The sequence below is a fragment of the Bacteroides faecium genome (assembly GCF_012113595.1).
In the GTDB taxonomy this organism is placed as follows: domain Bacteria; phylum Bacteroidota; class Bacteroidia; order Bacteroidales; family Bacteroidaceae; genus Bacteroides; species Bacteroides faecium.
This window is the reverse complement of the sequence record NZ_CP050831.1, coordinates 2,078,919-2,103,221: the sequence shown is the minus strand read 5'-3', so window position 1 is coordinate 2,103,221 and position 24,303 is coordinate 2,078,919. Positions and strand designations below refer to the sequence as shown.

14 protein-coding genes are annotated in these 24,303 nt (G+C 44.4%); 5 read left to right on the top strand and 9 right to left on the bottom strand.

What is annotated here, in order from left to right:
• Positions 1–3 precede the first annotated feature (3 nt).
• The 4 genes from BacF7301_RS07330 to murQ are packed head-to-tail and all read left to right on the top strand — an operon-like array spanning position 4 to position 4,155.
• Positions 4–1,287, top strand: a complete 1,284-nt coding sequence (locus BacF7301_RS07330; RefSeq protein ID WP_167961596.1) for an MFS transporter — start codon at positions 4–6, stop codon at positions 1,285–1,287.
• A 41-nt stretch (positions 1,288–1,328) separates the two neighbouring features.
• On the top strand, positions 1,329–2,444 hold the full coding sequence (locus BacF7301_RS07325; RefSeq protein ID WP_167961594.1) for an acyltransferase family protein: 1,116 nt from the start codon (positions 1,329–1,331) through the stop codon (positions 2,442–2,444).
• Entirely contained in the window at positions 2,441–3,298 is an 858-nt protein-coding gene (locus BacF7301_RS07320) for an ATPase (RefSeq protein WP_167961592.1), read from the top strand. The genes BacF7301_RS07325 and BacF7301_RS07320 overlap by 4 nt, the downstream gene beginning before the upstream one ends.
• 41 nt (positions 3,299–3,339) lie before the next feature.
• Positions 3,340–4,155, top strand: a complete 816-nt coding sequence (gene murQ / locus BacF7301_RS07315; RefSeq protein ID WP_167961590.1) for an N-acetylmuramic acid 6-phosphate etherase — start codon at positions 3,340–3,342, stop codon at positions 4,153–4,155.
• Positions 4,156–4,262: 107 nt separating this feature from the next.
• Here murQ and BacF7301_RS07310 read toward each other — a convergent pair whose 3' ends face one another.
• The 8 genes from BacF7301_RS07310 to BacF7301_RS07275 form a co-directional block, all read right to left on the bottom strand.
• A complete protein-coding gene (locus tag BacF7301_RS07310) occupies positions 4,263–4,694 on the bottom strand; it encodes a hypothetical protein (protein WP_245208405.1) in 432 nt (143 codons plus the stop codon).
• Between the two features lie 51 nt (positions 4,695–4,745).
• Positions 4,746–6,413 carry a glycoside hydrolase family 28 protein gene (locus BacF7301_RS07305; protein WP_167961588.1) on the bottom strand — a complete coding sequence of 556 codons (1,668 nt, stop codon included), beginning with the start codon at positions 6,411–6,413 and terminating at the stop codon, positions 4,746–4,748.
• Between the two features lie 10 nt (positions 6,414–6,423).
• A complete protein-coding gene (locus BacF7301_RS07300; protein WP_167961586.1) occupies positions 6,424–7,740 on the bottom strand; it encodes a glycoside hydrolase in 1,317 nt (438 codons plus the stop codon).
• Positions 7,741–7,752: 12 nt separating this feature from the next.
• Entirely contained in the window at positions 7,753–9,684 is a 1,932-nt protein-coding gene (locus tag BacF7301_RS07295; protein ID WP_167961584.1) for a glycan-binding surface protein, read from the bottom strand.
• Between the two features lie 9 nt (positions 9,685–9,693).
• A complete protein-coding gene (locus BacF7301_RS07290; RefSeq protein ID WP_167961582.1) occupies positions 9,694–11,001 on the bottom strand; it encodes a glycan-binding surface protein in 1,308 nt (435 codons plus the stop codon).
• Between the two features lie 22 nt (positions 11,002–11,023).
• On the bottom strand, positions 11,024–12,697 hold the full coding sequence (locus tag BacF7301_RS07285; protein WP_167961581.1) for a RagB/SusD family nutrient uptake outer membrane protein: 1,674 nt from the start codon (positions 12,695–12,697) through the stop codon (positions 11,024–11,026).
• 16 nt (positions 12,698–12,713) lie between these two features.
• Complete coding sequence (locus BacF7301_RS07280; RefSeq protein WP_167961580.1) at positions 12,714–15,965, bottom strand: SusC/RagA family TonB-linked outer membrane protein; 3,252 nt, start codon at positions 15,963–15,965, stop codon at positions 12,714–12,716.
• Positions 15,966–16,191: 226 nt separating this feature from the next.
• Entirely contained in the window at positions 16,192–20,169 is a 3,978-nt protein-coding gene (locus tag BacF7301_RS07275; RefSeq protein WP_167961579.1) for a hybrid sensor histidine kinase/response regulator transcription factor, read from the bottom strand.
• Positions 20,170–20,433: 264 nt separating this feature from the next.
• On the opposite strand from BacF7301_RS07275, the gene BacF7301_RS07270 reads away from it, so the two are divergent.
• On the top strand, positions 20,434–22,905 hold the full coding sequence (locus tag BacF7301_RS07270; RefSeq protein WP_167961578.1) for a glycosyl hydrolase 115 family protein: 2,472 nt from the start codon (positions 20,434–20,436) through the stop codon (positions 22,903–22,905).
• A gap of 66 nt (positions 22,906–22,971) precedes the next feature.
• Here the strand turns inward: BacF7301_RS07270 and BacF7301_RS07265 are convergent, their stop codons facing one another.
• Entirely contained in the window at positions 22,972–24,276 is a 1,305-nt protein-coding gene (locus tag BacF7301_RS07265) for an ATP-binding protein (protein WP_167961577.1), read from the bottom strand.
• Positions 24,277–24,303: the final 27 nt, after the last annotated feature.

Below are 24,303 nucleotides of genomic sequence, written 5' to 3'. Positions count from 1 at the left end.
GCTATGACAACGCCAACCATAAACAAAAATCCCTGGAGCTGGATTCCAACCCTCTACTTTGCAGAAGGGCTGCCCTATGTAGCGGTAATGACTATTGCCGTCATCATGTACAAGCGCCTGGGATTGTCGAATACAGAAATAGCCTTATACACTTCCTGGCTTTATCTTCCCTGGACTATCAAGCCTTTGTGGAGTCCTTTCGTTGATTTGGTAAAAACGAAGCGTGCCTGGGTTATTGCCATGCAAGGACTCATTGCTGCCGGATTTGCAGGGATAGCCTTTTTTATCCCTACGCCTCATTATGTGCAGTTCACTCTTGCCTTTTTCTGGCTGTTGGCGTTCAGTTCGGCTACGCATGACATCGCAGCGGACGGTTTCTATATGCTTGGGCTCAATAACAAAGAGCAATCTTTCTTTGTTGGTATCCGAAATACATTCTACCGGCTTGCCAATATCTTCGGACAAGGTATTCTTGTGATGCTGGCAGGTTGGTTGGAGACGTCACAAAACAATATTCCCCTGGCATGGAGCATTACATTCTACTTTATGGCGGGATTATTTCTTGCCCTTACTATCTACCACCGCTTTATTCTCCCCCATCCCGCTTCCGACACTAAACGTCCGGGACTGACAGCGGGAAAGTTACTAGAAGATTTTCTCCTGACTTTCGTCACTTTCTTCAAGAAGAAGCATTTGGGACTTATGTTCTTTTTCCTGCTCACCTACCGGTTGGGAGAATCGCAATTAACCAAAATAGCCTCTCCTTTCCTGCTCGATACTACGGATAAAGGCGGGCTGGGATTATCGACGGCAACCGTCGGAATGATTTACGGTACGATAGGCGTTATAGCCCTGTTAGTCGGGGGAATTATCAGCGGCTTCCTTGTGTCACGCGACGGATTCAAGAAATGGATACTCCCCATGGCACTGGCTATCAACCTGCCGGATATTTTATACGTATGGATGGCTGCCACCACTCCGGATAATCCCCTGTTTATATCCATCTGTGTAGCTATCGAACAACTGGGCTACGGTTTCGGCTTCACAGCTTATATGCTTTATCTGATTTATATTGCGGAAGGTGAGCACAAGACTGCCCATTATGCTATCGGAACGGGATTTATGGCACTGGGCATGATGATTCCGGGAATGCCCGCAGGCTGGATACAGGAACACACCAGCTACACCAGCTTCTTTATCTGGGTATGTATCTGTACCATACCCGGCATTATCGCTTCATTAATGATTCGCAACCGACTGGACGATTCTTTTGGAAAGAAACAATAAACAATTTACTTAATAACTTAACACATTAACAAGTAACAGTCATGAATGTAACAAGTAACAAACGCCTGCTGGCACTCGATGTAATGCGGGGCATTACCATCGCAGGAATGATTCTGGTGAATAATCCAGGGTCTTGGGGATACGTATATCCCCCTCTTAAACATGCTCAATGGAACGGTCTTACCCCCACAGACCTGGTTTTCCCTTTCTTCATGTTTATCATGGGAATCTCTACTTACATCTCACTCAGAAAGTATAACTTCACGTTCAGTACCCCCGCTGCCCTGAAGATTATCAAAAGAACAATTGTCATTTTCCTTATCGGAATAGCCATCAACTGGTTTGCCTTGCTTTGCTACCACCACGACCCGCTTCCTTTTGCCCAAATCCGGGTATTGGGAGTAATGCAACGGCTTGCCCTTTGCTACGGAGCGTCCGCATTAATTGCCTTGCTTATCAAACACAAGTATATCCCCTATCTGATTTTTGTATTATTGGCAGGTTACTTTATCATTCTTATCACCGGCAACGGCTTTGCCTACAACGAAACGAACATTCTTTCCATTGTAGACCGGAGCATCTTGGGAGACGCGCATATGTATCAAGACAACCACATTGACCCGGAAGGACTTCTCAGCACTATCCCTTCCATCGCACACGTACTGATAGGTTTCTGCGTCGGTAAACTATTGATGGAAGTCAAAGACATTCGCGAAAAACTCGAACGACTCTTCCTTATCGGAACTATCCTCACTTTCGCTGGTTTCCTGCTCAGCTACGGATGCCCGTTCAACAAAAAGATATGGTCACCGACTTTTGTCCTGGTCACTTGCGGACTGGGCTCGAGCCTGTTGGCTTTGCTTGTCTGGATTATCGACCTGAAAGGGTACAAGAAATGGAGCCATTTCTTCGAATCTTTCGGAGTGAATCCGCTCTTTATCTATGTGCTGGCAGATGTTCTCGCCATCCTGCTAGGCGTCATAACCGTTACTTGCCAGGGAGAAAGCACTTCCTTGCAGCAAGCCTTTTATGCCGGTACCCTGCAACCCATTTTCGGAAACGAAGGGGGGGCACTAGCTTTCGCCATACTGTTCGTCCTGCTCAACTGGGCAATAGGATATATACTATATAAAAAGAAAATATACATTAAGATATGATACTGATTGCAGACAGCGGTTCTACCAAGACCGACTGGTGTGTCGTACTCAACGACACACCTATCAAACGAATTGGAACGAAAGGGCTTAACCCTTTCTTCCAATCGGAAGAGGAAGTTCAACAAGAACTGACACATTCTCTCCTGCCACAACTACCGGAAGGGACGATTAACTCCGTCTATTTCTACGGTGCAGGTTGTACCCCCGAAAAAGCTCCTGTCATCCGGCGGGCTATTGCCGACAGTTTACCCATTGTCGGGAATATCAAAGCCTATTCGGATATGTTGGCTGCCGCCCGCGGGTTATGCGGACACGAGGCAGGCATTGTCTGTATTCTGGGAACCGGTTCCAACTCCTGCTTTTACAATGGAGAAGAGATTGTCAATAACGTCTCACCGCTAGGATTTATCTTAGGCGACGAGGGAAGTGGCGCAGTACTGGGGAAATTATTAGTAGGTGATATTCTGAAAAATCAGCTCTCACCTGCCGTAAAGGAAGCGTTTCTCAAACAATTCGACTTGACAGCTCCCGAAATCATCGACCGGGTTTACCGTCAGCCTTTCCCGAACCGCTTTCTGGCAAGCCTTTCTCCTTTCATTGCCCAGCATCTGGAAGAACCGGGTATCCGTCAATTAGTCCTCAATAGTTTCATCGCTTTCCTGCGAAGAAATGTGATGCAATATGACTATGCACAGTATCCGGCACATTTCATCGGTTCGGTAGCTCATTGCTACAAGGAGATATTGCAGGAAGCCGCACGGGAAACGGGAATCAGCATCGGTAAGATTCTCCAAAGTCCGATGGAAGGATTAATCCGATACCATACCGCTCTGCCCAATCAATTTAGTTTATAATTAGTAGCTTATAATTAGTAAATTGTAATCATTCCAACCCTATGCAGATAACCGAACAAGCGTCCCTCTACGATGATTTAGAAAAAAAGTCTGTACGAGAAATACTAGAAGATATCAATCGTGAAGACCAAAAGGTGGCATTAGCTGTAAAAAAGAGCATCCCGCAGATTGAACAGCTTGTCAGTCTGATTGTCCCCCGTATGAAGCAGGGCGGACGCATCTTTTATATGGGTGCAGGAACAAGCGGTCGTTTGGGAGTACTGGATGCTTCGGAGATACCACCGACATTCGGCATGCCGCCTACCTGGATTATCGGCTTGATAGCCGGTGGAGACACCGCTCTGCGTAATCCGGTGGAAGGTGCCGAGGACGATATGAACCGGGGATGGGAAGAGCTTACCGAACATCAGATTAATGATAAGGATACCGTAATCGGCATCGCTGCTTCCGGCACTACGCCTTATGTTATCGGTGCTTTGCGGGAAGCCCGCAAACATGGTATCCTGACAGGTTGTATCACCAGCAATCCCGATTCTCCGATGGCGGCAGAAGCGGACGTCGCCATCGAAATGATTGTCGGGCCGGAATATGTGACGGGAAGTTCACGGATGAAATCAGGCACCGGACAGAAGATGATTCTGAATATGATTAGTACTTCGGTGATGATTCAACTCGGACGGGTGAAGGGGAATAAGATGGTGAATATGCAGTTGAGTAATCAGAAGTTAGTGGAAAGAGGAACCCGGATGATTATGGAAGAACTGGGGTTAGACCATGGGCATGCGCAAAAGTTGTTATTGCTTCATGGTTCGGTAAAGAAGGCGATTGACGCATACAATTCAATATCCAAATTATAAAGTAATTGCTATTATCCTTTACCGGCATATAGACACACTGAACGGGCATCTATATATTATCGGCATGAAGGTAATAGCAATTACTTATTTATGGGATAAACCGTTTATCAGTCTTGTCCGTCAGTCAGATGAAAATCTAGTACTTTTACAGTACCCGGCTTTGACTTAGTCAGATAGATTGCCTTAATTTTGCGCATTCCGTCAAATTCCACTTTTATCTGGTCTTTCCCCATATTAATCTGACCTAGTTTTACATCTTCCTCTTCACCGTCATTATCATAGATAATATGAAGTTCGACACGTGAATCCGTCGGTTCAATCTCTAATACCATATGGGTATAAGCCGACAAGTCGGTTTTAAAACCTTTGTTATTCCATCCGAAACGTCCGTACCCTTTGTCATAAGTAATCGTTTGAGCTCCGTTGTTCCCTTTCGTATAGTACCCATAACTGCGAGGAAAAATCTTTACCGGCTCTTTCTTTGCCTGAATAGAAAGAACTGCACACATACAAATCAAAAGAATAATTACCTTTTTCATATACAACTTATTTAATTAATTAGACATTTATACTATCACCGGCTGTTCCTCTCATTCCAGTAACAACTGATATACATAGTTATTTAACTCCAGATTGTTTGCCTTTTCAACAAGTTCCTGCAAACTTTCAACTTTCTGATGCCTGACCTTCATATCCTTCAATGTGACATTCCGGATAAAAGCCTCGTCATCCTTACCTTCAAAGCGCACTTTTACGCCATCCATGCCATTCCAAACATCCACATCGGATATTTTTATATCAGATATTGTACTAGTACAAGGAACCGCGTCCCGGTTCATCAGCCGGAAATCTATCAAACGATAGCCACCGGACAATTTATAAAACCCTTCAATAACAATGTTCTCAAACCGGACATTACTGATTTGAGAACCGTCTTTAGCATCAATCACAATCGAGCGCTGCGCACTTACAATATCAATATTACGGAAAACGACCTCATTTATCCGGTGTACGAAAGTCTCTGTTCCTATTTTCACCCCTGACGAATTGGTTACGGTCAATACTCCGTCATACAAGATATCTTCCGTATCATACTCCAAACGCCTGTCACGCCCTTTCACCACACAATTATCATCACCGCCATAGATTACTGCATTGCGCAGCGAACAATGTAACGAAGAATCAAAAACAATTCCGTCCGTATTAGTCCAGTCACGTTCCGGACGGTCATTAAGAACCTTTATATTTTCCATCCTTACCTCGCGCGAACGAAAAATACGTGTGTTCCAAAATACAGGGTCACGAAGTACCACCCCATCGAAATACAGATTCTGACAATCAGAAGCAAACATCAAATAAATCTCTGTCGCATAATTAACGGGCTTTCCTCCTTCGGGAACCGATTCTCCAGGTTTTCTCCGTAATCCCGACCAAGCCGCACCATCAATCGTACCATTGCCAATCATTCGGAAATTACTGACTCCCGCCAAACGGATTAAAGAACCACACGCGGCGGCATTTGTCCCGTATTCCTTCTCACGAATATAATCACTCTCAACCGTACTTCCTATGATAAGCGCCCCGTCCGATAAGAAAACTGTCATATTACTACGCATCTGCAAAGTACCGGTACGGTAAATCCCATCCGGGAAATAAAGGACTGCCTGTTGTCTCGCCGCTTCATCTATCGCTTGTTGCAATACGGCTGTCTGCACTGTTTCCCCCGTAATGTCCGAAACGTAATCCGTCACATTGATTATCTTTTTGTTTGCTATCTGAGCCCGATAATCAACTTGTGGATTTATTAAGAGAAACAAATCCTCCAAGTCATTGATTCTCACTAAAAAATATCCCGGTTCATTTACTGTAAATTGAAGCGTATTGCCTTCCGCACGACCTTGGATTCCCTTTCGCAACGGACTAATGGAATACCTGTTTATCGCCTCGTCAACTGTTATTTCAACCTGAAGTACCTCTTCTGACCGGATACTCAATTGTGCATAGTGGATAGGCACATCATAATGTCCCTTAGTCTCGACAAAGGCAGCCTGCCCATTGACTTTCATTGCAAATGTACCGCTCAAGGGAAAATCCCCCAAACGCGGGAACAACACTACCCCGCTCTCTTCTGTCTTGGTGTCTTCATCCGTCGCTCCGTCATCAGTAACAGATATTTCCTGTTCACTGCATGCACATGACAGAACAAGCCCGAAGACGAACAGCACCCGGCTCACTATTTTACTTCTATTAATTCTCATCTGGCACATACTATCTTTCGATTAATAAAGTGACCACGCTATAAGCTTCCACTTCTACCCCATCATCTAAATCAACCGTTGATTGAGCCATCTTCTTATTCGTCCCGGCAAGGGTTGTACCGGAGACTGTCACAACTTTAGTAATCTTGCCAGCCTTAAAAGGTAGATTCAGTTTCAAATCTTTCATTGCATTTGCCGACGAATTAACCAACATCACAGATATATTTCCATCCGCATCTTTATAGGCAGTGGCGGATATTCCCGAAACAATACTTTGGGGCAAGGTTGCTTTAACACGTGTCCGCCCGGTTGCATATTTTGCAAAATGAGACAGGAAATATCCCCGTGTAGTAACTTCACTTCGGACAGAACCACCGTCCCCATCTCCCAACATGCTATAGAAACGTCTCAGATACCACCATATATAGACATTAAAGCCTTTCTCCATACACTGGTTCACTTCTTCCGCAAATGCAAGATTCTCCATTCTCAATGCCTCAGGACTTTTCAATGTCTTATCATCCCATGCTTTATTGAGCAAATGTTCAGTCATCCAATATTCCTTCCCTTTTTGCGAAACCAAATCGTACTCAGCCAGACCACCGCCATAAATATGCCCGCCAATACAATCCATATTTTCTGCAACCTGTGCATCATTCAGAAGCAGGTCTGTAAATGTATGGTTAAATTTTGAATGTTCGGCAGCCAGCAGTTTCACTCCGGTATTACGAAGCTCCGCACCATAGGCTTTCACAAAGTTATATATCTGTGCGGGCGACCATTGGCAACTCTCATAGTCTACATCAATATCCGGTTCGTTCTGAATGGAAAGTACATCAATGGCAGCATCATTATCTTTCATATACTGTACAAAACGTTTCAGATAAGCTGCATATCCCGCATAATCTTCCAGTTCTCCCTGCACGATGCTTTTGTTGGTTTTCAGTTCGGCAGGAGCCGTCCAGGGAGTAGCTAGAATTACCGCTCCCAACGATTTAGCTTTCCTTACCGTACCTGTTATCTGTTTCCAGTCCTTCTCACCATTAGGAGATATACGTATCCTCAACACATTATAGCCCAGTTGCCCACTCTCTTTCCCATAAAGGGTGGCCACCTCGCTATCAGACAAAGTAGAAGCCTGCCACTTGGTATTCATTCCACCGAAACCTATTATTTCCTGATATTCAATATCTGTATCAATAGAAAGAGTTTCATACGGGTCGATTTCTGTCTCCGGATTCTTATCCGGAGACTCTAATTTCTCATTACTTCCTCCGCAAGAAAGGAATAATAAGAAGACAAGTAATATATAAGTAAATCTATTCATAGGAAACACAGTTTACTCCCCTTTAACATATGGGACAATACGGAAATTACCAAAGCAGATACGGAAACCATCCATAGCTTCTCCACGAGACCAACTTGAATAATTAAAACGTCCGAAGATAAATGTAAACCGTCCATTCTCTGTACTTTCGGAAGCCTGCTTTACTGTTTTTCCTGCAACACTTGCCATTTCCGACAATGGGAAAGTAAATGTTTTCCAGCCTTTTGAAAAATCGACATCAACCGTTTTGTATTCATCACTCCAGCCTGTATGCCACGGAACAAATGTTATTTCATTATCGCCTTTGAAGGCAAAACGAAGAGCCCCCGCAGTCCAGTTGCAACTCATCCAGCAATCAAACTGAACAGCCAAATCATCACAATTAACAGTCCCGTCAAGAGCATTATTATCTAATAAATGCTGCCAGGCTTTCTGTACTTTGAAGGAATAATATCCGTTGTTATTCGTATCATCAGTACCATCGGCTTTATAATCAACAGTACCGTTGGCAGGAAAAGCACGGTATACTCCGGGGTTCTGCGGCCATTCACCTGAAACACCGACTTCCGCCGATAAATTACCGGAAATTCTCGTTCCCGCCTGATGCGTTCCCCAACTGTCACCACTAAACTTCTCGATAAACACATTACTGTGACAATTCAAATAACCATAAGAATATCCTATACCATTAATACCTTCCACCCGGATAGCTCCTGCAGTCTGGTCACCACCTACAGGTATCAGAACAGATAAGGTCTTATAATCACTGCCAACTGTCATTGTCTGCAAGTCAGCTTCCACCTCACCCGGGAACACCACCTTTTCTATGTCGATAAAGTTTTCTCCCAGTAATTCGATACGTTCTCCCGCTTTCGCCAACGTATGTGAAACCCGGTCAATCACCGGAGCAGCACCATTTCCCCTAAATTCAAAGTCAAGCGCAGCTTCTCCGAATTCCGATACAATCCGAATTTTATTTCTGGTTTCTTCATTCGTTACAGCCGAACCGACAGGCAAATCCTTAGGAAGTGTCAACAGGATATATTCCGGTGTAGTCTCGAAATCGGTCAATTCTTTGCCATTGCAATAGATACTCGTCACAGTCTCCAAATGTGTTCCAATCAGCCGGATTGTTTCTCCGCCTTTAGATTTAGTGATTACTTCCGACCCGTCGGCAGAACGCACGCCGGTGAATGTCGGCGGATTACCTTTAATGGTGAACGAATAAATAAATTTCTCTCCAAATTCGGTCTCCACTGTTATCGTATTCCGGTCGGAAGAATTAGTGACATTAGAGCCTAACGGAGTATCCTTCGGTATGTGCAATGTAATTCCTACGGCAGACTGCAAGATAAATTTTTCTGTGGTTGCCTTCCCGTTAAAATAAACAGCCGTTACAAAATCCAAACCTGCCCCCTGTATTTGAATCTTGCTGCCTAACTCCGCTTCGGTTACAGTACTTCCGGGAATAGATGCTTCTTCGTTTTCATACAAAGCAATGCCACTTACATTCAACGATTTACTGATAATGTTCAGTTCCGATGTAAACTCGTTTACATCGGTCACTACCCGAACCGTATTCTTCACCGTTTCGTCTGTCACCTGGTGTCCGATAGGAGTATTCTCCGGCACTACTGTTTCAATATATGTTTTGCCTATATTGGTGAAATGCTCTGAAGTCACCTCATATCCATTGAAGTAGACAGCGGAAGCCTTTTCCAAGTTATTCCCTTCTATCCGGACAGCCGTACCGACACGTACTTGTGCCACAGGAGCCCATAAATCATTGCTCTGCACGCGGATACTTTCAATCAGTACTTTATCAGAACCGGCATCCCGTTTGTTATATACATCATCGTCGCCGCACGATATCAGTCCCCCACTCATCATTATCAAGAGAGAGAACAACCAGCTATATTTCAAATATTGTATTGTTTTCATCATTTCTAAAGGTTAGTTATTATCATATGGCTTTTTGGAATAAGGCACTACACGGAAATTACCCACAAAAACCTGGCAATCCCGCATTGTTATTCCGGTATAGTAGGTTCCGCCAACCTGGAATTTGCCCACCTTGAACATAAACTTGCCCCCTTTATCACCAACAGCCTCTTTTACCTGCTTCACAGTCTTTCCCTTCACGTCCGTCATTTCAGATAAAGGCATAGTCAATGTTCTCCATCCTCTGAAGGTCACCGGAACAATCTCTCCGCTCTCTACCCATGACAATGTCGTCTGTCGGTAATTTCCGTTACTTTCAATCATTTCCCAACGGAAACAACCTGTCGTCCATGGAGTAGTGGCATAATAATCAAATTGAATAGCCAACTTGTCACAAAGTGTATTTTCCTTTATCAGCCCGTTGGAATTAGCCAGTACAATATCCCACATCTTGGCGGAATAAAGCCTGAAATTCCCTATCTCCTGATTATCATTCAATATAGGGTCGATGTCCGACGGCCCGTCTTTCGGGAAGCCTCTGTAACACTCCGGGTTTCCCGGTTCTCCATATGTTTCTTCCGGTAGTGGCGACTGCATGACAGCCGTCAGCATATTGCTATAATTATAAGCATCATCATCGCCCTGCTGGAATTTATTTATAAAGACACATTCTTTACAGTTCATATAATTATAAGAATAAGCGCCACCGCTTACACCTTCCACGCTAAGTTCTCCGGCTACCAAGTCACCACCTTCGGGAACATTCACCGTTATTGTCGTATAATCAGTATTCTCTGTAAACGCATCCGCTTCCACAACAATGCCACCCGGAAATGTCACTTTCTCTATCCCGCGAAGATTGGTTCCGTAGATTTTAATCTGTTCGCCGGCTTTCGCCAAGGTATGGGAAACTCCGGTTATTGCAGGCGTACCGCCCAAAATAGGAATCGGGTAAACAAAATCATCATACTTGGTCACAATACGTATCGTGTTCAGTTCTTCCTTATTCTTGACTTCCGAACCAATAGGGATGGATTTGGGCACGGTAAAAATAATCTGTGTATCAGTAATGAAGTTACTGTTTACTCCCGACACTAATGTACCATTGCAATAAACAGCTTTCGTCGTAGCAAATCCGCTACCCTCAATGCGTACCATCTCTCCCAGGCGTACCTTGGTCAGTTCCGTCTGTGTATCACCCACTTTCTGCGTACAGATACGGGCTACCGATACCCGGTCTTCATCCTGGCATGCCGACAAGCATACAACCAACATCAGCCCCAGCATGCAATTCTTTCCTATATATTTTAAAAGCTTCATTTAATTTCGATTTTAAAGGTTATTATTCTGCCGCAATATCAAAATGAACAGGTTCTTCCCTCAACAAAGGATTCATTGTCACTTCATTCAGCGGGTAAGGCAGCAACAGTTTATCTTCCGTTGCCGGTTTCGCTTCACGACCGTCCGAATCTCTCCACTTGAAGGTGGAGCCGTCATACGTATATTTATAACCTCTTTTCTGGTTATTCAGAAAGTCGAGTACCCATTCCTTATTCCAATATGCACGACGTACAATATCATACCAGAACTGTCCTTCCATTGCCAGTTCGCAACGACGTTCCGTCCAAATATCATCCAATGTCAGCCTGGTCAAGTCCGCCAAATTCTCATTCGGCTCTTCCGCGTTCTTATCACGGGCACGCTCACGGACATTATTGAAATAAAGCAAAGCCTTTTTGCCTTCTACGGTGGTAGCGTCAATCTCACTCTTTGTACCCAGTACCGCTTCCGCATAAAGCAAATAAACCTCCGCCAAACGCAACATAGGAGTAGCAAAGCCCGAATTTTCGGCTACCGCCCCACCGTCCGTATCTTTTGTACCACCAACGATATGCTTCTTCACGTTACACATGGAGCGTCCCGAAACCACCCACTTACCTGCATCGGTAGCAGTTCCGATATAATCATAAACAGCACCGTTATAGAAAAAAGTAGCCCGTTTACGGGACAGCTCACCCCGCTTATGTATCAGTTCGACAAACTCGGCAGACAGATAGCCGGAACCACCATAAGCTTTCAGGCCACCTAACATCTCCGTAGAATAACAAAGGTTAATCTGCATACGGTTTCCTACTCCGTAGACCGTGCTTCCCGGCACCCACTGAAGTGCAAACAAAGATTCCGAATTATTATTGTTCTGCACACGGAACAGTTGTTCATAATCTGCCATCAGCGAATATTGCGTACCTTCTTCACATACGGTCAAAGCGGCTTCCGCTGCTTTCCGGTAATAAACCTCGGGATTCGTTTCATACCGTTCCGGCGAGAAATTTCCACCACGGGCATAACATGCGGCAGTGATATATAAACGGGACAACATTCCCAACGCACTGTAACGTGTCAAGCGTCCGGGCTCGTCACTCTCAGGCAGATACGTTGCCGCGAATTCCATATCCTTCATTGCATACTGTAATACATCTTCGCGATGATTAGTGCGTACCACAAAGTTATTGGAGAGTTGCACCGGGTCTTCTATGATAGGGACATTCCCCCATATACTAGCCAGATACCAGTATGCCAAACCACGCATGAAACGCGCTTCCCCCTTACATGCATTCACCACTTTCGGGTCTACACCATAATCCAGCGCACGGTAGATATTATTCAGAATATGGTCTGACTGGCCAATCACCGAATAAAGTGCGTCCCAACCGTTTTCCAGGTCATCCGTGTTAGACGTTTCCATGAAACGGTTGAAGATTGCAGAAGCATAAGTAGCCAGGTCGACGTACATATTATTGGCACGCGAGTCGCCTATCTCCCACAGGAATTTACTGTTAAAGTCGAACCATACAGCATTATAGAGAGCCGCCGTCGCCGACCGGCAGTCATTTGCATTCTTATAAAAAGTTTCATAAGTAAGCTCCTGTTTGGAAGTAACGTCCAAGAAATCGCTGCATCCGGCTCCCACTAATGAAAACAGACCTATTATCAGTATTTTTTCTATCTTTTTCATATTGCAATCGTCTTAATTAAAATCCTACATTGATACCAAAAGTATATACACGCGGAGAAGGATAACGTCCTGTATCAAAACCGTTCAGAAGAGCACTCTGGCTATAGTTCGAGTACTGGTCACGAGCCATCCCCACTTCCGGGTCGTATCCGGAATATTTAGTCAACGTGAACAGGTTGGATACATTGGCATACAGTTTGACCATACTAAGACCTATTTTGCTCACCCAACGTTTCGGGAAATTATAACTCAACGAAACATTCTGAAGACGAAGATAGGAACCGTCCTCTATGATACGGGTAGAGATGCGGTTGTTCTGATTCGGGTCGGCAGGCAGGATACGGTACATACGTTCCGCGCCACTTGCCACATAGTTATTATAAATGTTATCGGCCGAACCATTCGGGTCAATCAACGCAACCTTGGCATAATCCACAGCGGCACGCTTGGTTATATTATACATGCGCTCATTCGGATTGTCGACATTTACATTCAGCCAGTTCATGATGTCATTGCCATAAGAGAAAGTGAAATATAAGTTCAAATCGAAACCTTTATAAGAGAAAGTATTACCGAAACCACCGGTAAATTTAGGTAACGGATTGCCGATGATAGTCTGGTCTTTCTCGTCAATGACTCCATCATTATTCAAATCCTCAAAAATCAAGTCGCCTACCCATACTCCCTTTGTCTTGTCGACCGTCAACCCTTCCGGAAGAGCAATCTTGACATTTCCATTTTCATCATACAAATCGTAAGCGGAATTGATACGGCCGATACATTTGTAGCCATAGAACTGCCCGATGGGACTTCCAACTTGCGTACGGGTTACGATACGGTCTTTACCACCGGTCTGATAAGTTTTGTCCACAAAGGCATTTGCCGTATTCAGGCTAAGCACCTTATTTCTGTTCAGCGTAAAGACCAGACTGCTTCTCCACTGGAAATTGCGTTTACTGATATTGACCGTATTCAAAGTCAGTTCAACACCTTTATTTTCCAATGAGCCTACATTATCCCACGGAGCTTGGGTCGTAACGTTTATTGTTCCGTTGGTTCCGGTCGTTCCCGGCAAAGAAAGAATCAGAAGCAGGTCATCCGTTTTCTTGTAGTACCAGTCGGCGATAAATTCTACCCGGTTGTTGAATAAAGCAATGTCCAGTCCGACATTAAAAGATTTCGTCGTCTCCCAAGTAATGTCCTCATTCGGGATACGTGAGAGCATATTACCATTTCCCCAAATCGTAGGAATGGTCTTTAAGACCGATGTATAGGCAAATTGAGATACATTGGAGTTACCGACATGCCCGTAACCCGCACGCAGTTTCAGATTGCTGACCCAGTCTACGCTTTTCATAAACTTCTCCTTATTGATACGCCAGGCGGCAGAAACAGAAGGGAAACAGCCCCAGCGATGTCCATCGCCAAAATTAGAAGAGCCGTCATAACGGAGAGTGGCAGTCAGCAAATAACGCTCCATCAGTGAATAATTCAGACGGCCGAAGAAAGAAAGGAACGCGCTCCTTCCTGTATAGCCGCTATTCTCGGCTGTCAACGCATCTCCCGCACTCAAATCCGGCAGGCTTCCGTCCTCGCCATTCAATCGTTTGCCATATAGGCGGTTACTTTCACGTTCGGTCATTTCATGTCCCAGCATCAGGTTGATACTTTGACGCTTCGTCGGCTTATAGCTGAAATTCATCTGATTACGCCATGCCCAATAATAGGTATTCTGCATGGTTTCTTCACGGGAAGCTTCCGAGTTCTGGCTCCAAGCATTGAACCAATAAGTGGGTACAAAGCTGTGTGTCTCGTCTGAGTTGATGCTAGCCGAGAATTCGGTTTTGAAGTTAAACCATTTCACGGGAGCTACCGTAGCGTAGACATTCGCACGAACAGAGAGTTTACGGTTATTCTTGTCCGATAAACGGGAAACTGCCAATGGATTGGACAAGTCGTTGTCCTGCTCCTCCGGAGCTGCATACGAACCATCCAAATTAGTGACGGGTATATTCGGTTTCTGACGTACAGCACTGTTTATCAGGTTCCAGTCGGCAATTGTTACTGTTTGCGTAGTACGCGACAATGTGGTTCGTCCGCCAATTTTCAACCATTTGCGCACCTGTGAGTCCATTCCTGCCGTCAGGGTAATACGGTCAAAATCCGAGCCGCTGGCAATACCGTCCTGCGTCAGGTAGTTGCCGGAAAGCTTATAGGTTGTCCCTTTCGAGCCGCCGGACATATTGAAATTATAATTCTGCATGGAAGCGGGGCGGAAAATAGCTTGCTGCCAGTTTGTTCCCTTACCCAAAGTAGAGGGGTCGGCAAACAGGCTGCTCTTGCCATATCCCAAGGCATCGTAAATATCGTTACTGTGATAAGCAAATTCGCGCAAGTCAGCCACTTCAATCTCACGGGGCAAGTACTGGATGCCATATTGTGCTTCAACATTAATTTTAGCTTTTCCTTCTTTACCGCTTTTGGTAGTGATAATGATAACACCATTAGCGCCCTGCGCACCATAGATAGCAGTAGCGGAAGCATCTTTCAATATCTCCATTGATTCAATATCCAACGGATTAATGGAAGACAGCGCGTTATCCGTCTGCGTTCCGGTATCTCCACTGATTGTAACTCCGTCAATCACATAAATAGGTTCATTCGTACTATTGATGGAGTTCAAGCCGCGAATCTGGATGGAAGACCCACCACCGGGAATACCGGAATTCTGCGTCATCTGCACACCGGCAGCACGGCCTTGCAATACCTGGTCGATGGAAGTAGGATTCATCTGCTCGATAGCTTCCGAACTTACAGAGACAACTGCGCCTGTCAAGTCCGAACGTTTCATCGTACCATACCCGATAGCTACTACTTCATCCAAAGCCACTGCATCATCATGCATGGTTACGTTAATCGTCTTTTTATCAGCCACCTTCACCGACACTTTTTTCATACCTACAAAAGAGAATTCAATGGTCTGTCCTGATTTGACCGCAATCGAATAACGACCGTCCAAATCTGTGACCGTTCCGGTAGACGTTCCTTTCACCATGACGCTGGCTCCAATCACCGGTTCGCCTTCAGAATCGGTAACCGTACCTGTCACACGGGAGATTTGCTGTAATTCTTCTACCACTTCAAATTCCTCTGCTGCCACCATATCTATAGGGTATGCGGAAAGCCCCAGCACGCATATTCCTATCAGAAAGCTGAACCAACGTCGAGCAGAACAAAAGAATCGTTGCTTTTCAATGTCATTTTTCATACTATAAAATTTATTATTAATAGATTACGTAAGGTCAATCAAAGAGTCTGTTGACTAAAAGACTTTTTCTGACTGATGCAAACTTACGCAACTTATCGCCGAAACACGTTCACCCGTGTTACATAAGCTAGAATGCCCGTTTCCACACTTTTTCAATCTGTTTCATTCAAGTTTCTAAAGGTAACGACAAGGCTTTCCATATGCTTTCCGACGCTTAATCCGCCACTTATTTATTGTTTTCCACACCTGCGATATAGTCTGTCGGAGACACTCCGTAGAACTTCTTGAAGGCAGTAGAGAAATGCGTATGGTTGGTAAAACCAACCGCATAAGCGACCTGGGAAATATTCATTTTCTTATCTTTGAGTAGTATGGCAGCTTGTTTCAACCGTATATTCCGGATAAACTCACTGGCAGGGATTCCGGTCAGTTCTTTCAGCCGCCGATGAAGTTGCACACGGCTCAGCCCGACTTGTTCCGCCAGCATTTCCACATTCAGTTCCGAGTCGTCCAGATGACCGTTCACCACTTTCATGACGCGCTCCATCAGAATCTCGTCAGTAGATTTCACTTCTACGGATTTCACTTTATCTTCCTGGTCTTGCGCACCGGAGAACTTGCCTTTCAACAACATACGGTTGGCTATCAGACTGGAAATCATAGTCGTCAGTTCTTCCACGACAAAAGGTTTTGTCAAGTAAGCGTCCGCTCCCTTATCCAGTCCTTGAATCCGGTCGGCATGTTCTGTTTTAGAGGTCAAGAGGATGACAGGTATATGGCTGGTGTTGCCATTACCCTTCAACTTCCGAACCAATGTAAAGCCGTCCATCTCCGGCATCACCACATCCGAAACAATCACATCCGGCTGTTGCTTCAATGCTACCTGCAATCCTTCGGCACCATTTCCGCAAGCCAGCACACGATAGGTTCCACCTAATTCGGCTTGCAGGAACTCACGTACATCTTCATCATCGTCTACAATCAGCACTTTATAGTGCGTCTTGCTTCTGCCGGATTTCTTTTTTTCCGGTTCATCCATCAGTTCATAAGAGGGGGGTTGCAGGGCAACCCGGTTTGTAACCGAACGGTCTGCCATTTCTTCTTTCTTCAAATGAGCGTTCCCCAACGGAATACGAATGACAAAGCAACTTCCCGTACGGTCTTTCCGGTTGGAAGCCACAATCGTGCCATGATGCAGGCTCACCAACAACCGGCATAGATTAAGCCCGATACCAAAACCTATCGGCGCGGAAGCCAAATCGGCAGAAGCCTGATAGAAACGTTCGAATATCTTTTCCAACTTACTTTCATCAATTCCCTCCCCTGTATCGAGCACTGTGATTTCTGCGTAATTCCGAAGTGCGCCTGTCTCTTTCCTATTGGTTCCTGTTGCCAACCGGACGGTAATTTCTCCGTTATCAGGCGTATATTTAAAGGCATTGGAGAGAAGGTTCACCAATACTTTATCAAAATTATTCCGGTCAATCCATACAGGAAGCTCTTTCTGTTCATATTCAAATGTAAAACGGATATTACGTTTCCCGGACTGATAATCAAACGTCTGGAACAGGTCGTCAATGAATCCCACCAAGTCTGTCTCCGAACAGGATATGCGCATCTGTCCCTTGTCAATCTTACGGATGTCCAGCAACTGGTTTATCAAACTTATAATGCGATTGGCATTCTTATACATAGAACGCAGCGCTTTTGAAGTCGTTTCATCATAATCGCGTTTCAGCAATGATTCCAGCGGACTGATAATCATTGTCATCGGAGAACGGATTTCGTGGGAAATGTTGATAAAGAACTTCAATTTCTCTTCATTGATTTCTTCTCTCCGCTTTCTTTTCAACATATAGTAGATTTGCATGCCTATGGCAAGCAATAATAAGAAATAGCATATATAGGCAATGGTCGTCCGATACCAGGGCGGCGCTATATGAATATACACTTCCTTGACAGGAGTATATGCCCCGTTTTCACAGGCACGCACTTCCAGGGTATAATTGCCTGGAGACAAATGGCTGTAAGTTATCCGGTTCACCCCCGGCAGAGTGTTGTTCCATGACAGGCTTAATTCTTTCAACCGGTATTCATAATGAATATTTTCCGCCTCGCGGAAATCCATCGTCGAGAACTCGAATGTAAACGTGTTGTCTTCGTGAGACAGGTAGAAATCACGGGCATCCATCAGTATGCCGTCAATCACGGGATTCTTCCCCGAACGGGTTTGCGCAGTGACGGGGCGGTTGTCCAGATACATATTGGTAATCATCACTTCTTTATCAAACTCCGTAGGGCGAATCATGTTGGGGAAGAAATGAGTGATTCCATAATTTCCGCCGAAATAAATACGGTCTTCCTTATCGTGAAAATAGACACCGCGAGAAAATTCCTTGTCTATCAATCCATTGCCGGTATAGTAGTTGACGATTCGTTTTTCTCCCGTTTTTATCTGGTTTATGCCCCGGAATGTGCTGCACCAAATGTTCCCTTCCTTATCTTCCGCCAAGCCGCAAATTACATTATTCGAAAGCCCCTCTTCCGTAGAATACCGTTTGAACGTTTTCAGCATCCGGTTCCACACGTACAGCCCGTTATTAGTGCCCATCCATATATTCCCGCCACGGTCTTCCAGCAACGAATAGCACACGTGCCTGTCGAGAACGGAGTCTCCCTCTATCTTTATATAACGGTCGTTCCGGGCATCGTAGCAGCTTATCCCTTTATAGTTTCCCATCCATATCAGGTCTTTCGAATCACAAAGCAACACGTTTATCCAGCGGTTTTTCATCAGTCCTTTTGTTTCCGGTGCCGTTTCAGCAAGCTCCCAAACTTCCCCCGTAGAAAGGCGATAACCTTTCATACCCACTCCGAAAACGGATATATACAGATTTTTCCGGGAGTCTTCTACAATGCTCTTGATGCGTTGACCGTCAAACCGGGAAATAAACCGGGACTCTCCGGTACGGGTATTCAACATAGCCAGTCCATTGTAATAGGTTCCCACCCAAAAATTATGGTTGCTATCTTCAAACATCGAGACAACCGTCTGGGGAGTGGCAAAATGAGCGGTCACTTCTCCTGCCTCATCAAACTTGAACAGTCCGCCACCTTCCAGTCCGCCCCAGACAAAACCCTCGCTGTCACGGTACACAGAAGTGACAGTCCCGCCCTGCTCATATCCCTTTTCAGACAAGTCCCAAAAGCCAAACGACATCGGGCGATTGGGAATCATCAGCAGTCCTTTCTGAAAACATGCCAGCCATAGATTCTGACTGCGGTCTTCAATCATGGAAACGACTTTTGCCGTACCGATATTAAAGAACGGGCTATGGAGAGTTTCGACGGGAAATAACAGTTGTTTACCCCGGTCGATATAGAAAACGCCTTTTCCGTAGGTGCTGATATAAACCCTACCATCTTTATCAAGCGTCATGTCACGTATATCCAAATCCATTCCGTTATAGCTTTTAACTTGCACAAAGCGGTTGTCCGCCTCATCCAGTCTCATGACACTTCCTGCGACCACGACATACAAAGTCCCCTCTTTGTCTTCTATAATCACAGAAGCCGACTTACCGGGTAATTCCGGGACTGTATAGTTCTTTACCTCTTTCCGATCAGGATAAAGACAGACCAGCCCTTCCTTGTCCGTACTTATCCAAATACGGTTGAAACGGTCTTCATAAAGACGATTGATAGAATAAGTCCCGCATTTTTTGGTCAGTTCGTTCAAAGGACGGACTTTCTCATTCTGTACATCTACCGCGAAAATCCCCCGGCCGGAAGCCAGCAACCAAATTTCTCCCGTATGCAACTGATAGATTTGAATTACACTCGGAGACAAGTTTCCCTCGAAAGGAACGGTACGGAACGCATCCTTTTCGGGTACATAATATTGTAGTCCGCTACTGCACCCTACCCACAAACGATGGTCTTTATCCACCATCAGGCTACGGATTATATTATTCTGCAAAGAGGTCGTATCATTCTCCCGGTTCAGATATTGTGTAAACTGAACCCCATCGAATTTATTCAGCCCATATTCTGTTCCTACCCAGATAAAGCCACGGTTGTCCTGGCAGATTTTTGTAATCAGGTTGCAAGACAACTGCCCGGAATCATAGAAACGGGTATTCTCCGAAAGAAGCTGTTCGCAAAAAAGACAAAACACGAATAGTAATCCCAAATGTTTCTTCATAGCAATCAATCTGTTATAGTGAGTTCATGCTCGCAAAATAGAGAAGTTTTCCCGAATTACACAAATAGAAAAGGATGTTTTTTCTACGTTTCATGGGGCATATCACGGCGATGTAACAAATAGAAAACCATATGCAACATATAGAATAGCTGTAGTTACGTGGGACTATGGAATAGAATCAAATATTTCACTGATTATGGAGCGGATGCCTTACCTTTGCCATCAGAGAAAACAAATCGTGATTAACCATTTTATTTGTAAACCATGAAGAAGATATTTTTGTCATTGTGTCTGTCGGTCATCAGCCTTTCCGCTTTTTCCGCTGACCAATTTATCGTATTTAAACCGACAGCCAGTCACTTCCCGTTAATAGCGGAAGGAAAAACCTGTCCGATAAGAATAGATGCCAGCGAAGATAAAGGGGTGAGAATGGCAGTAGACAATCTGCAACAGGATTTATTCCGCATATGTGGCATCAAACCTGAAATAACTACGAATACAAACAGTAAACGTACTATTCTGATAGGAACCTGTCAGACACCCCTGATTCAACAACTATTGTCTTCCGGAAAACTGGATAAGAAAGAGCTGGAAGGTAAAAGGGAAAAATATCTTCTGCAAGTAGTCTCCTCTCCTTGTGAGGGAGTGGACGAAGCACTTGTCATCGCAGGCAGCGACAAGCGGGGAGCTATCTATGGTATCTACGAGCTCTCCAGACAAATGGGAGTATCTCCCTGGTATTGGTGGGCGGACGTGCCTGTCGCCAAACAAAAAAATGTATATGTAAAGCCCGGCATATATACCGACGGTGAACCCAAAGTGGAATATCGGGGTATCTTCCTAAACGATGAATGGCCTTGTCTGGGCAACTGGTCTAAAGAGAAATTCGGTGGATTCAACAGCAAATTCTATAAACATGTTTTCGAATTGGTATTACGCCTGAAGGGTAACTTTATGTGGCCTGCCATGTGGGGAAGCGCATTTTATGATGACGACCCGCAGAATGGGGCATTAGCCGACACCATGGGCATCGTGATGGGAACTTCCCACCACGAGCCGATGGCATTGGCACAACAGGACTGGAAACGCCGGGGCGAGGGAGCCTGGGATTATAACCACAATGCCAAAGGTTTACGTGATTTCTGGACGTATGGGATAGAGCGTGCCAAAGACTGGGAAACAGTTGTCACAATCGGTATGCGCGGAGATGGTGACGAACCGATGAGCGAGGGCTCCAATATTACCTTGTTAGAGAATATAGTCAAAGACCAACGCAAGATTATCGAGAAAGTAACAGGCAAAAAAGCTAAGGAGACTCCGCAGGTATGGGCTCTTTACAAAGAGGTACAGGATTATTATGACAAAGGGATGCGCGTTCCTGACGATGTCACATTGTTGTTGTGTGACGACAACTGGGGGAATGTGCGCAAACTCCCGGGACTGAACGAGAAGCCCCGTGCCGGCGGTTATGGCATGTATTACCATTTCGACTATGTAGGCGCTCCCCGCAATTCCAAATGGATTAATATCAGTCCCATACCACGCGTTTGGGAACAGATGAATCTGACTTATGAGTATGGTGTCCGTAAACTATGGATTGTGAATGTAGGCGACCTGAAGCCAATGGAATATCCCATCACCTTTTTCCTGGATATGGCCTGGAATCCTGAGAAATTCAATGCTGGGAATTTACAGCAACATGTAGAAGATTTCTGCGCACAACAGTTCGGACAAAAATACGCCAAAGAAGCGGCACGCATCCTTTCTCTTTATACAAAATACAACCGCCGGGTCACTCCCGAAATGTTGACTGCCAAGACTTATAGTTTCAACTATGGAGAATGGGAACGTGTAGTAAACGAATATAATACTTTGGCATTAGATGCTCACAATCTAGGGTTCTTATTATCTTCTGAATACAGGGATGCTTACGACCAACTTATTTCTTTCCCTGTTCAAGCCTGTGCTAATCTGTACAATATGTATTATGCTCAAGCAAAGAACCAAAAGCTAGCTGCCCAAAAGAACCCGGAAGCCAACGAATGGGCAGACAAGGTGGCAGCCTGCTTCCAACGGGATTCTATACTGACTGACTACTATCACAAAGTAATAGCAAACGGTAAATGGAATCATCTTATGAGCCAGACACATATCGGATATACTTCCTGGAACAATCCGGAGAAGCAGATAATGCCTAAAGTAATCCGTATCCCTGAACGTTCTACCGGTTATGTTTTTAAAGAGATTGACGGATATGTCTCCATCGAAGCCGAACATTTCACCCGTTCAATAGCTGAAGGAGAAACGAGCTGGAGTATTATTCCCGATTTCGGGAAAACACTATCGGGCATCACCACACTCCCTGTAACTAAGACACCGGAGAAAATGTACCTGGAATACGATATTGAAATGGAAAAGACAGGGAATGTAAGAGTAGAATTGCTACTTGCCCCTACACTCAATTTCAATGATAACAAAGGATTGAGTTATGCAGTTTGTTTTGATGGCGGCAAAGAACAAATCATTAATTTCAACGGGCACTATAATGGTGAGTTAGGTAAGTGGCAGGCAAATCCGATTATCGAATCCCGCTCCATTCATGAATTGAAGAAGAAAGGGAAACATACTTTACGCATCCGCCCGTTAGACCCGGGAATCGTGATTGAAAAGATTCTGATTCATGCAGGCGAATTGAAACCGAGCTATTTGGGAGCACCGGAAACATTAAAGAAATAACAGTAATTGAGGGGATACATCGTACATAACGACATATCCCCTTTTTCAGATTTAAACTCACACCAATCAAACATTTTGTAATAACCATTTCCAGGCCGGTACAATATTAATCTGCTTGTCTTCATAGGTGATTACTGCCTCTTCATCTTTCGTGACAATAAGCAAATTGTCACATCCAGTTGCCACGGAAGCTTCCCTTATGCCGGAAATCTCGCGTTCACGAGTATCTTCATTCGACATATCCCATGTCACTTGTATGAGCTGTACCACGCTATCTCCACGTTGAATTACAAAGTCACATTCGGTATCACCTTGATAATACGAAATCTTATCCGAAGGTAGTTTTATCCGATTCAACTGCATAAAAACCGTATTCTCCAAATTCTTTCCGTTATCATTGCTTTGAGGCATAAGCACTGCACTTCGCATACCATTATCTATGCAATAATACTTGTCGAGCGATTTCTGTTCCTTAACCAAAGAGCGGTCATACTTAGAAATACGAACGAACATAAAAATATCGCATATATAGTTCGCCCAAAGATATAAATCATCCTTGCCCACTTTCAAACCTTGCGACTTGATATCTTTGTATATACCATTGATTGATGTCGGTTTAGTGAGATTTGCCATAATACGCTTTACAAAGTACCTTACAACACCAATATTCGATATTTTATAATGCTCAGCCAAATCCTTCAGCAACATCGTATCAAAATATCCGTGCAACAATTTCAATTGTTCCGACTTTGACGGGGTCAACACGATTTCCGGAAATGCACTTTCCCGATTATACTCTTCAAAGGCAATTCTCAATCTAACCCTGTCCTGTTCAAGATAACTATTGGTATTAATCCCCGTGAAACGACAATATTCATTAAAAGAAAGCGGATAGGTCTCATATTCGAGTGGGTATCCCCTCAATGCCGAACTTAATTCCGTCGAAAGCATCGTAGCATTGCTTCCACATACATACATGTTTTTGCAATAGGTCTTATAGACTCGCAGTACAAAATACTCCCAATTCTTGATAAGCTGGATTTCATCAAAAAACATATATACATCTTTAATTGGTATATTCGGAAACATCTCCATATATGCAACAATAACCTCATCCAAATCTTCCGATGTCATACTTCTCAAACGCTCATCATCAAAGCCCAGCCACAAGATATTCTCTCGTGAAACTCCACTTTCTACAAGCATATTTATAGCAATCTCCATCAAAGTGGATTTACCGCAACGACGCACACCGGGAACAGTAATAATCTTCTTACGCTCTATCGGTAGCTTTATATCGCGCTCAATAACATCAAACGGAATTTCACTCTGCTTAATAGCAATAAGCGACTTAATAACATCTTTCCTCATAGTCTTTCCTTTTATTTAGGACAAAAA

What these genes read in the sequence shown, in the direction of transcription:
- BacF7301_RS07280 (WP_167961580.1), bottom strand. Translation starts at nt 15,965, where the DNA reads ATGAAAAATGACATTGAAAAGCAACGATTCTTTTGTTCTGCTCGACGT.
- BacF7301_RS07270 (WP_167961578.1), top strand. Translation starts at nt 20,434, where the DNA reads ATGAAGAAGATATTTTTGTCATTGTGTCTGTCGGTCATCAGCCTTTCC.
- BacF7301_RS07305 (WP_167961588.1), bottom strand. Translation starts at nt 6,413, where the DNA reads ATGAGAATTAATAGAAGTAAAATAGTGAGCCGGGTGCTGTTCGTCTTC.
- BacF7301_RS07320 (WP_167961592.1), top strand. Translation starts at nt 2,441, where the DNA reads ATGATACTGATTGCAGACAGCGGTTCTACCAAGACCGACTGGTGTGTC.
- BacF7301_RS07275 (WP_167961579.1), bottom strand. Translation starts at nt 20,169, where the DNA reads ATGAAGAAACATTTGGGATTACTATTCGTGTTTTGTCTTTTTTGCGAA.
- BacF7301_RS07285 (WP_167961581.1), bottom strand. Translation starts at nt 12,697, where the DNA reads ATGAAAAAGATAGAAAAAATACTGATAATAGGTCTGTTTTCATTAGTG.
- BacF7301_RS07310 (WP_245208405.1), bottom strand. Translation starts at nt 4,694, where the DNA reads ATGAAAAAGGTAATTATTCTTTTGATTTGTATGTGTGCAGTTCTTTCT.
- BacF7301_RS07300 (WP_167961586.1), bottom strand. Translation starts at nt 7,740, where the DNA reads ATGAATAGATTTACTTATATATTACTTGTCTTCTTATTATTCCTTTCT.
- murQ (WP_167961590.1), top strand. Translation starts at nt 3,340, where the DNA reads ATGCAGATAACCGAACAAGCGTCCCTCTACGATGATTTAGAAAAAAAG.
- BacF7301_RS07325 (WP_167961594.1), top strand. Translation starts at nt 1,329, where the DNA reads ATGAATGTAACAAGTAACAAACGCCTGCTGGCACTCGATGTAATGCGG.
- BacF7301_RS07290 (WP_167961582.1), bottom strand. Translation starts at nt 11,001, where the DNA reads ATGAAGCTTTTAAAATATATAGGAAAGAATTGCATGCTGGGGCTGATG.
- BacF7301_RS07295 (WP_167961584.1), bottom strand. Translation starts at nt 9,684, where the DNA reads ATGATGAAAACAATACAATATTTGAAATATAGCTGGTTGTTCTCTCTC.
- BacF7301_RS07265 (WP_167961577.1), bottom strand. Translation starts at nt 24,276, where the DNA reads ATGAGGAAAGATGTTATTAAGTCGCTTATTGCTATTAAGCAGAGTGAA.
- BacF7301_RS07330 (WP_167961596.1), top strand. Translation starts at nt 4, where the DNA reads ATGACAACGCCAACCATAAACAAAAATCCCTGGAGCTGGATTCCAACC.